The 10,057-nt window shown below is 42.7% G+C and carries 8 protein-coding genes and 2 tRNA genes; 9 read left to right on the forward strand and 1 reads right to left on the reverse strand.

Annotation, left to right across the window (positions count from 1 at the left end; genetic code table 11):
* Positions 1 to 58: 58 nt before the first annotated feature.
* The 5 genes from BIW53_RS00320 to BIW53_RS00340 all read left to right on the forward strand — a co-directional run bounded on the left by BIW53_RS00320 (position 59) and on the right by BIW53_RS00340 (position 5,676).
* Positions 59 to 149: transfer RNA gene (locus BIW53_RS00320), tRNA-Ser, on the forward strand.
* A 19-nt stretch (positions 150 to 168) separates the two neighbouring features.
* Positions 169 to 261 (forward strand) — tRNA-Ser (locus tag BIW53_RS00325).
* Positions 262 to 508: 247 nt separating this feature from the next.
* The gene (locus BIW53_RS00330) at positions 509 to 3,214 is read left to right on the forward strand and encodes a CHASE domain-containing protein (RefSeq protein ID WP_070989527.1); all 2,706 of its coding nucleotides are present in this window, start codon (positions 509 to 511) and stop codon (positions 3,212 to 3,214) included.
* A gap of 4 nt (positions 3,215 to 3,218) precedes the next feature.
* Positions 3,219 to 4,568, forward strand: coding sequence for an alpha/beta hydrolase (locus BIW53_RS00335; RefSeq protein ID WP_070989529.1), 1,350 nt, complete (start codon positions 3,219 to 3,221; stop codon positions 4,566 to 4,568).
* A complete protein-coding gene (locus BIW53_RS00340; protein ID WP_245699319.1) occupies positions 4,534 to 5,676 on the forward strand; it encodes a GNAT family N-acetyltransferase in 1,143 nt (380 codons plus the stop codon). Before BIW53_RS00335 ends, BIW53_RS00340 begins: the two co-directional genes overlap by 35 nt.
* On the opposite strand, the gene BIW53_RS00345 is transcribed toward BIW53_RS00340, so the two are convergent.
* On the reverse strand, positions 5,656 to 6,243 hold the full coding sequence (locus BIW53_RS00345) for a DUF938 domain-containing protein (protein ID WP_070989533.1): 588 nt from the start codon (positions 6,241 to 6,243) through the stop codon (positions 5,656 to 5,658). The genes BIW53_RS00340 and BIW53_RS00345 overlap by 21 nt on opposite strands.
* Before the next feature lie 176 nt (positions 6,244 to 6,419).
* On the opposite strand from BIW53_RS00345, the gene BIW53_RS20630 reads away from it, so the two are divergent.
* From BIW53_RS20630 to BIW53_RS00365, 4 genes are all read left to right on the forward strand, one after another.
* Entirely contained in the window at positions 6,420 to 6,599 is a 180-nt protein-coding gene (locus tag BIW53_RS20630; protein WP_139158749.1) for a hypothetical protein, read from the forward strand.
* Positions 6,600 to 6,830: 231 nt separating this feature from the next.
* A complete protein-coding gene (locus BIW53_RS00355) occupies positions 6,831 to 8,210 on the forward strand; it encodes a class II fumarate hydratase (protein WP_070989536.1) in 1,380 nt (459 codons plus the stop codon).
* 97 nt (positions 8,211 to 8,307) lie between these two features.
* On the forward strand, positions 8,308 to 8,823 hold the full coding sequence (locus tag BIW53_RS00360; protein WP_070989538.1) for a hypothetical protein: 516 nt from the start codon (positions 8,308 to 8,310) through the stop codon (positions 8,821 to 8,823).
* Between the two features lie 9 nt (positions 8,824 to 8,832).
* Positions 8,833 to 9,219, forward strand: coding sequence for a hypothetical protein (locus tag BIW53_RS00365; RefSeq protein ID WP_070989540.1), 387 nt, complete (start codon positions 8,833 to 8,835; stop codon positions 9,217 to 9,219).
* Positions 9,220 to 10,057: the final 838 nt, after the last annotated feature.

Below are 10,057 nucleotides of genomic sequence, written 5' to 3' on the forward strand. Positions count from 1 at the left end.
GCAAACAGTTTAAAAGTGGTTTACAGCAGCAAATTCGCTAAGTATTATCTTGGCCCATGGAGAGATGGCTGAGTGGTTGAAAGCACCGGTCTTGAAAACCGGCATACGTTAATAGCGTATCTAGGGTTCAAATCCCTATCTCTCCGCCATATTTTACAGTTTTGCGCCGGAGAGGTGGCCGAGTGGCTGAAGGCGCTCCCCTGCTAAGGGAGTATAGGGTTTGTAGCCCTATCGAGGGTTCGAATCCCTCCTTCTCCGCCATTGCTTTGAAAACCGCTCTTTGAGCGGTTTTTTTATGCCTACTATATTCCCATGACACTCCATATCCACCCGTAACACTTTACTTCTTGTCATTTCTAATTCAAATTGGTTCATATACTTACGTATAACTTCTTTTGAAATGAATTGATGATTAGTCTGTTACTGAGAATATGCATAACATTATTATGATGTTCGCCAAGGCCAGCTATAATTAATCGCGATAACAAAAATGAATTAGCAAATAAATATGAACTTCAAGCATCCGTGGCAAAGTCAGCTCACTTACATCTTATTATCAATAAGCTATATTGCAGTAGGAAAACTTCTCACCACGTTTGCGTTTCAGGATCAGGTGCTACCCATTTGGCTACCTGCTGGAGTTGGGCTGGTCGGTATGTTCATTTGGGGCTGGCGTTTTATACCGGGTCTTGGCGTTGCGTCAATCACCTTTAATTGGACGACCGCACATGGCTGGAGTTTAGCCACTGTGTCCATTCCCAATATTGTAGAAGTTGGCATCATCGCATTTGGAGCCATTTTACAGGCGCTGATAGGAGGGTACTTACTGAGAGCATGGCTGGGGCACCCTCTACATTTAAAAAGTCGCTTACATATAGCGTATTTTATCGGTCTGGTTGGTATCACAATCAATTTGATTTCAGCAAATATTGGCGTATTTGCACTAAGTTTCTACCACCCAGAATACAGCTTTACGAATCATTGGAATAATATGCTCGCATGGTGGCTAGGAGATTCCTTAGGCGTACTCATTGCGACCCCTGCTCTGCTGATCTTGCTGCAACCTTGGTTTGCCAACTCCGAAAAGCTCAATAATGTGGCCAGTACATTTAGCGCCTGCCTTATATTGTGTCTATCTGTGGCCCTTACCACCTTTTTATATAACCAAAGCAACATCAAAAGTGCCAACCTCAACGCAAAACGAGAAACACAAATTATTGAAAACATTGTTTATCGCTACATAAACCAAAGCATGCTCGCCATTCAGGCACTAGCGGGTCAGTTACAAGCGAGGGAAGATTTCACCCTTGATGAGTTTGAACAGGTTGCTCACCGTCTAAAAAATCAATATACCTTTTTACGCGCACTCTCTTGGAACGAACAAATTCCCCTTGAACAAAGAAGCCAACTTAACCAGCAACTCTCTGCTTTGTACGGTGATACAGTTAAAATCAAAGGTGAACCTATAAAGCCGAACGACCCACTGGTCGTGGTTAAATATATTGTGCCGCTAAATGGCAACGCAGGAGCGCTCGGTTTTAATGTATTTTCAAAAGAAAGTAGACGACAAGCTATCATCAACGCTAGTTCTAGAACTGAACCTCAGGCGAGTGACATTATTTATTTAGTGCAAGATAGCCGGCCTTCTCCATCATATTTATTGTTTTCTCCTGTTTTCGTATCCACTTCATCAACTCAAGAGCGCTCAATAAAGGGCTATGCTACAGCAGTTGTACAGGTTGAAACATTGCTCGCTGAAGCCTTAAAACAAGCTCAAGCACAGTTATTCAATATCGCTTTTTATGATGTCAGTAACAATGGAGTGTTTTACAAAAATTTTGCTACTGAGCAGCTCATTGACGAAAAAAATAAAAAAGTCGTAACTTTGTTCGTTGCGGGACAAAAGTGGCGTATGGAATTATCATTAAAAGAGGAATACGCTTCGCGACTAAATCAACAACTAACACTCATGTTGCTTATCCTACAACTAAGTATCACAGCGTTAATCGTATATATATTGCTGTTATTTAATTACCAACATCACGCGTTAAATACCTTAGTAGAGCAACGAACCCGCTCACTAGCAAAAGCCAAGCAGCAGTCCGATCGCGCAAACCATGCCAAAAGCCGATTTTTAGCGAATATGAGTCACGAAATTCGCACTCCTCTGAACGCAGTAATTGGCTTCGCTTCACTTGCCAGCAGTTCACATAATAATCGTGAGTTGAGGGACTATATTAAGAAAATAGGGTCCGCTTCGAAGACCTTGCTCAATTTGGTGAATGATATTTTAGATATCGCAAAGATTGAGTCTAACCGTCTACAAATAGACAAGCATCCATTTGACTTACAAGCATTACTCACCCGTATCGATACAATGTTTTCCTCTAGTGCACAAGGCAAAAATATTGTCTGGCAAGTTGTACATAATCTTCCAGGGCCTACCTGGGTACTGGGTGATGAAATGCGACTTGAACAAGTCTTGATCAACTTATGTAGTAACGCCATTAAATTTACTCAACGTGGTAGTGTCATTTTCGACGTGGAAGCTCAATACGGCACTAAACAGATTGACTTAACTTTTTCGGTAACTGATACCGGCATTGGGATAGAATCAGAGAAGCAGCAAGCCATTTTTAGCGCCTTTAGCCAAGCTGATAACTCAACATCGCGTAGATATGGCGGCACGGGTTTAGGGTTGACTATTGCCAAAGAGCTCTCCGAACTCATGGGTGGAAAGTTAAGCTTAAAAAGCGAGGTCGCCCAAGGCAGTACCTTCACATTAGCTATCAGCTTGCTAAATGCCAGTGCTCAGAGCAAGCAAATTGAACAGGTCGATACTTCACAAATTCATTGTTTACGTGTTCTAGTTGCTGAAGATAATCCTGTTAATCAGCTAGTGATAAAGGCTATGCTGTCATCGTTTGATATACAACATACTGTAGTCACAAATGGGCAACAAGCCATAGAAGCGGTGAAAAATGAAGCATTTGATATTGTACTCATGGACTGCCAAATGCCTGTTATGGATGGCTATCAAGCCACCGCTGCAATACGTCAATTTAAGGGTGTAGATGAACTACCAATTGTAGCGCTGACCGCTGATGTCATGCCCGAAGACAAAGCTCACGCTCTTGCGATTGGCTTTAATAGACACCTTGCGAAACCATTAGAGAGAGATAAGCTAGCAATATGTTTAGCGAATTACTGTTAACATCATGAAAGTATTTACTGTTTTATTTTTTTTAAGTGCCTGGAGCAAACTAGCGTTTTCGTTCTCCATCAGCGATATGACTTCTCTGTCATGCCTTGATATCGCTAAGAACTGGCAAATGATCGAACAAGCGCAGCAACAGGGTACTTTTCGGTTTGCAAAAAACCAAGGCCCTGTAGCATGGCGCATTGACCATAACGCTCCATTTAGTGAGTATCTAGCTCATGCCAAAGCCATTATTAACAGTCGTAATATCCGTGCGCAACAAAACTGTCCAATACTCACACCTGTTGCACAGCGATTAGGGTATGATATCGAACATTTGAAGGTCGCCGATCTAATTGCTCCCTTTGAGTTACGGCAAAATAATAGTGACCGCGCTATTTTATTGATCCATGGGCTAACGGACTCACCTTTTACCTTTCATTTTTTAGCAGATCAACTCTACCAGCAAGGCTACAATGTAAGAGCCATTTTATTACCCGGACATAGCACAGCCCCTAGCGACCTCCAGCATGTGGATGTGAGTCAATGGCAAGCTTTAGTCAACTACGCGATTGAGCGTACTTCACAAGATTTTCAACAATTCGCCGTACTTGGCTACTCAACGGGCGCTGCATTGGCCGTTACTGAAGTTTCAAAGCATCCTCCAGAAAATATTAAAGCATTAGCGTTGATATCACCCGCTAGCGAGCCACACAATAAGCACGGTTGGCTCGCTAAATGGATTTCGAAGGTGCCATTTATAAACTGGATTGATGAAGATGCCGACTTCGACTTTGCCAAGTATGAGTCATTTCCTTGGCAAGCGGCAGCATTGGCAAACGATGCGATGGCCATGCTCGCCAAACAAGCCTTTCCCGCGAACTTACCCTTGTTTAGTTCATTCAGTGAAGTAGATACCACGATTGATAGTCGTGCTAGCCTAGCTATGTTGACGCGTTTCGCTCAAGATAACCAACAACCATCGACTCACTCGCTCTTATACTACGGCAATGCAAATGCCGCAAAAGCTCAGTTACCACAGGGATATAATATACTGAGCCCACAGTGCAATCATCTTGCTTGTGATACCATAATAGATATGTCACACATCGGTATACTGCAACCGCCTGAGCATCCTTATTACGGCTGGCAGGGCACCTATCGTAGTTGCAGTGGGTATTTAGCACTACTTCCTAAGTACTTGAAGTGTAAAACACATCCTTCACCATTATTAGGAGAGCGCACGAAGCAAAATACCAGCCATGAAGTACCGCTACAGCGCCTGACGTTTAATCCAGCATACACTGACTTTGTAGCTCACCTGAGTACATTCTTTGATAATCACTTTAGCGACCATGTACAGCCATAAATTTATCGATGCCATAGCCCATGTGTCAGAACAGCAGTGGCAGCTTTTAGCCGGTACAAATCTTTTTTGTAGCTATGCTTGGTTACATGCGCTTGAGCAAAGCCAATGTGTTCATACCTCAACCGGATGGCAACCCCAGCATTTGTTGATATATAAAAATGAAGAGTTAGTAGCTATTTTGCCTGGATATATAAAAAGTCATTCTTATGGTGAGTATGTATTCGACTGGTCATGGGCCGATGCTTATCAACGATACGGGCTTAACTATTACCCTAAATGGCTGTGTGGGGTCCCATTCACACCAGTAGCGGGTAAGCGTATATTGTGCCGTTCATTCGATGCTGATTTAAATCAATATATTTATCAAACTCTGATCGATTCATGTCGTGTTTATGGTTGGTCTGGTGCTCATATCAATTTTCTCACCGAACAAAGCGCATCTCACAAACTTTTTTTACATCGACTAGATGTTCAATTTCATTGGATAAACAACGAATATAAAGATTTTTCACACTATCTCTCCTGCCTAACATCTCGGCGCAGAAAGTCCATTAGAAAAGAGCGACAGCAGGCACACAACCATGGCCTTTCTATTCAGTGGCTGTCGGCGGCTCAAATAGATGATGAGATACTCACAGACTTTTATCACTGCTATCAGGCCACATACATAAAACGCTCTGGACACCAAGGCTACCTAAACCTAGCCTTTTTTAAGTTACTATTGGAACATTTACCCCATACAGTGCGCTTATGTGCTGCATTTAAGCGACACAAACTGGTAGCTGCCAGCCTCTACTTAGTTGATGAAAATACTTTGTATGGCCGCTATTGGGGAGCTTTGAGTGAATTTCAAACATTGCATTTTGAGCTGTGTTACTACCAAGGCATTGAGTTTGCGATTTCACACTCGCTACTCAGATTCGATGCTGGAGCACAAGGTGAGCATAAGCTAATAAGAGGTTTTGCGCCGTTTCACACTCATTCCCTTCACTACCTTGCCAGCCCAATCTTTAGAGATGCCGTGGGCGACTTTGTTCAGCGTGAGATTCTTCATGTACAAGAGTACGCCCAACGCTGTACTGCATTGTTACCTTTTAAACAGGAGTAAGCGGTTATTGGCTGGCATCTGATAATCATGCAGTAATCTCAGTCCTGCCTGCTGCGCCAGTGAGAAAATCCACTCTACGTCTCGAATACCACTATGCTGGTCTTGTGTTTTTAGAAAGCTATCAAAAGCAGCATTGCTTTGACTGGTATATTCTCCACCATAGTTAAAAGGCCCATAAATGCACAGCAAACCATCGTGCGCTAAGTGTTGAGCTACACCCGAAAATAGCTTTTCAACTAACACTTGACTGACAATATGTAACGTATTAGCGGTATAAATAACAGGCACCTGCCCAACAGGCCAAGGCTGATTAAGGTCCAAGTTCAAAGGCTTTCTTACGTTACTCGCTGAGCTGTCTGCCACCCAAGCTTCAATGCCCTTATGATTACACAGCCGATCACTAGTTTGCCAAACTATATGCGGCATTGATTCTGCAAAATAAACGCCATGCTGACCTGTACCTGAGCCAATCTCAAGTACATAGTTATAGTGTTCAAGGTGCGGCTTTAAAATGGACAGTATCGGGATTTTGTTATTTTCACAGGCTTGCGAAAAGGGCTTACTCATTACGTCACTCCTTGCACTTATATTGAGCACGATTGCTCATTGTTGAAGCAATGTACTACAAAAAGCAATGCTTTTTTTCAAAGCTCACTATTAATTGCTTATATTTCAACACGTTCTTATTTTGGCATAACACCTGCTATAGTAATAGTGACATACAGCCACACGAGGACCAAACTATGTTTATTTCAGCTATCACGCACATGCCTATCTGTGAAAGTGGTCTTGTAGAAGCGCATGACGATAATCTATTTGTGCAAAGTGATGACTACCGCAAAGAAGTACAGGATTTGCTGACCCCTAACGAGCAGGAAGACGCTCCTAAAACAGCACAGCTTTTTGTACTCGGTTACAATTAAGGCATGTGGCTAAGTACGACTACGCTTAGCGGCTAACTATGTAATGGCCTGCATTACATAGTTAGCTATGTCACTTCTCATATATCGCCCTTTTGACTTACCTTCTATTGTTAATTGTCGCTCAAATTAGATAATTCATTAGGAATTATTCATTATATCAACTATATAAACACTATCTAAGAAAGTTAAATTCGCTTTGCAACCATTGTTATGCAATCGCAAGGAGCAACAATGTCAACTACACGCACAACCAAAGACAGCATGGGAACTCTTGAAGTGCCAGCAAATGCACTTTATCAGGCACAAACACAACGCGCGGTTAATAATTTTCCAGTCAGCGGATTAACCTTACCCATTTCTTTTATTCGTGCATTAGCCTATATCAAACAAGCTGCGGCACAAACCAACAAGCACTTGAATCACCTATCCGAAGAAAAAGCCAATGCAATCGTAGCTGCAGCACAACAAATCATAGATGGGAAACACTTAGACCAGTTTCCTGTAGATGTGTTTCAAACGGGTTCAGGAACCAGCTCTAATATGAATGCCAATGAGGTTATCGCCACGCTGGCCAGTCAGGCAAGTGGCTTGACTATACATGCCAACGACGATGTAAATATGGGTCAGAGTTCAAATGATGTCATACCAACGGCCATTCATGTGAGCAGTGCAACCCTACTGGTATATGAACTGCTCCCTGCTTTGACTCATTTTTCCCAACAGATAGCATCCAAGAGCAAAACTGTCGGTCACTATGTTAAAACAGGACGCACGCACTTAATGGATGCAATGCCTGTTACCTTGGCCCAAACATTAAGTAGTTGGCAAGCTCAGATAGACCATGCCCAGCATCATATTCAGTCTCAGTTAAGTGAAATTTGCAAACTCGCTCAAGGTGGCACAGCTGTAGGAACTGGTATCAATGCAGATCCTGACTTCGCAAAGATTTTCAACCAAAACTTAAGTGCCAACCTAGGGATCAAATTTACCGTTACTGATAACTTTTTTTACGGAATAAGCAGTCAAGACAGTGTAGTAAACCTATCTGGCTCTTTGAAAACACTGGCAGTAGCAATAATGAAAATTGCGAACGATTTACGATGGATGAATTCGGGTCCTCTCGGAGGCTTGGCTGAAATTGAATTAGAAGCTTTGCAACCAGGGTCGTCCATCATGCCAGGGAAGGTTAACCCTGTGATCCCTGAAGCAGCGGCAATGGCATGCGCTCAAGTGATAGGTAACGATACAACCATCACGGTTGGGGGTCAATCCGGTAACTTTGAGCTCAATGTTATGCTACCCGTTATTGCTTATAACATCATACAAAGTATAGAGATACTGACTAGCATTAGCTGCTTACTTGCCGACAAGGCAATCAAGAGTTTTACAGTAAATGAGGCAAGTTTGGAAAAAGCACTCGCCAAGAACCCTATCCTTGTTACTGCGCTTAACCCGATAATTGGCTATGAAAAAGCCGCAGAAATTGCCAAACTAGCATACCAGCAGCGCCGCCCAATTATTGATGTCGCAAAGGAACATACTGAGTTAAGTCACGAAGAGTTAGAAACAATATTAGATCCGAATAAATTAACTCAAGGCGGGATATCATAAGTAAATGGTAATCGCCTCGTATTCCAAAGAACGATTGGTTAACACTTGTAACATGCTAGCTTAACGGGCACACTAATCTAAAACATAAGGAATCACTATGATAAAAGTTACACAAGCTATAATGTTATCACTCATTCTCGTCGGATGTGATCAATCAGAAGATAGTAATAATACATCTACTGACGTTCAGGCTCAAAAACAAGAAAACAAAGCCGCCTCTGCTACGCAAAACTTAGAGAAAAAAATTGATGTCTCGCCAGAAAAGCTAAGCCTAGAAAGTGTTGCTGATGTAACGAAGCAAGATATAAGCGAGATTCATGATCAGCTAAAATCACTTACCCAAGATTTAAGTTGCGATAATTCTTCCCAGTGTCATGTAGAAGCTGTAGGAAAACGCGCTTGTGGCGGACCAAGCAGCTATCTAGTCTATTCAAGTAAGTCAGCCTCTAGCGAAGAAGTCACAGAGCTTGCCAAGAAGATCACGAGATACGAAAGTAGCTATAACTTCGAGAATCAGATTATGAGTATTTGCGAGCAGTTAACTCGTCCTAGCACTCAATGTGTTGAAAATAAATGTGTTACACTTTCAGATATGTCTCAAGAAGCATACTAAAGAGCGACTATGAAACAACAATTGTGCCTTATTTCAGTAGTTTTCTGTGGAACGTTAATGACAGGGTGCCACACTCTGTGGTCGACTGAGCCTAAAGAACCAGAAAAGACTAACTATGACATACTTGCAGATCTGACAGCGGACAAAAGCTGCGATGCCAGTTATCAGTGTAAGGTGCTTGAAGTTGGAGAAAGACTTTCTTGTGAAGGTCCAAGTCAATACTTGATCTACTCGATTAAAAGAACTAATGAGCAAAAGATAGCGGAAGTTGCTGCCCAAATAACAGCACAAGAGCACAAAGCTAACCTTGAGAAAGCGCCACAGAGTAGTTGCCAGCAAGTGTTACCCGTTATCCCACTTTGTATTAAACAAACCTGTCAATCTTACATACAATAGTCATACTATAAAAATCCGCCCTATTACGGAGATAATAACAATGGATAGGGCGCAACCTCCTGCATACCAGATATAGCTCATCTCAATACGCTTTTTAATCCAGTAGCAATATAAAAAGCGAACAAAGTAGCTTGCCGCTGTGCCAAACAACGCAAAAGTTACTAATAAATATACAAGATACACCGACACGATAACTCTCAACTCTATTTGTCGTAATAGCCATAGTAGCGATAATGGAATATAAATGCACTGTAAAGGTAATGACAAAGCGCGCAGCGCTGACATTCCTTTTGCGCAAGGTGAAGTGAGCCAGTTTAGCTACCGCTGAGGGACTCACACCACTGAATGGACTCACACTACTGCTTAGGGACTCACCTCAAAAAGAACCTCACCCTTATTAAACGTCGGATGGCGCTACGCTTATCACGACCTACAACCCCAAAACGCAAAAAGCCCATCCGATTGGATGGGCTTTTTACTTAATTTGGAGCTTGGTGCGCTACGCAGTAGGATGTTCTACTCCGTAGCGGCTACTTTCACATGGCAAATGCCACACTATCATCGACCGGGGCCGGCCCTTCGGCTACAGTGCAAAGGGTTAACGACTGCGAACGAAGTGAGGGCGTTTCCTTTGCGCAAGGTGAAGTGAGCAGATTTAGCTACTGCTGAGGGACTCACACCACTGAGGGACTCTCTTAAACGTCGGATGGCGCTACGCTTATCACGACCTACAACCCCAAAACGCAAAAAGCCCATCCGATTGGATGGGCTTTTCACTTAATTAGGAGCCTGGCGATGTTCTACTTTCACATGGCAAATGCCACACTATCATCGACGC

It is taken from the genome of Pseudoalteromonas byunsanensis (genome assembly GCF_001854475.1).
Classification (GTDB): Bacteria; Pseudomonadota; Gammaproteobacteria; order Enterobacterales; family Alteromonadaceae; genus Pseudoalteromonas; species Pseudoalteromonas byunsanensis.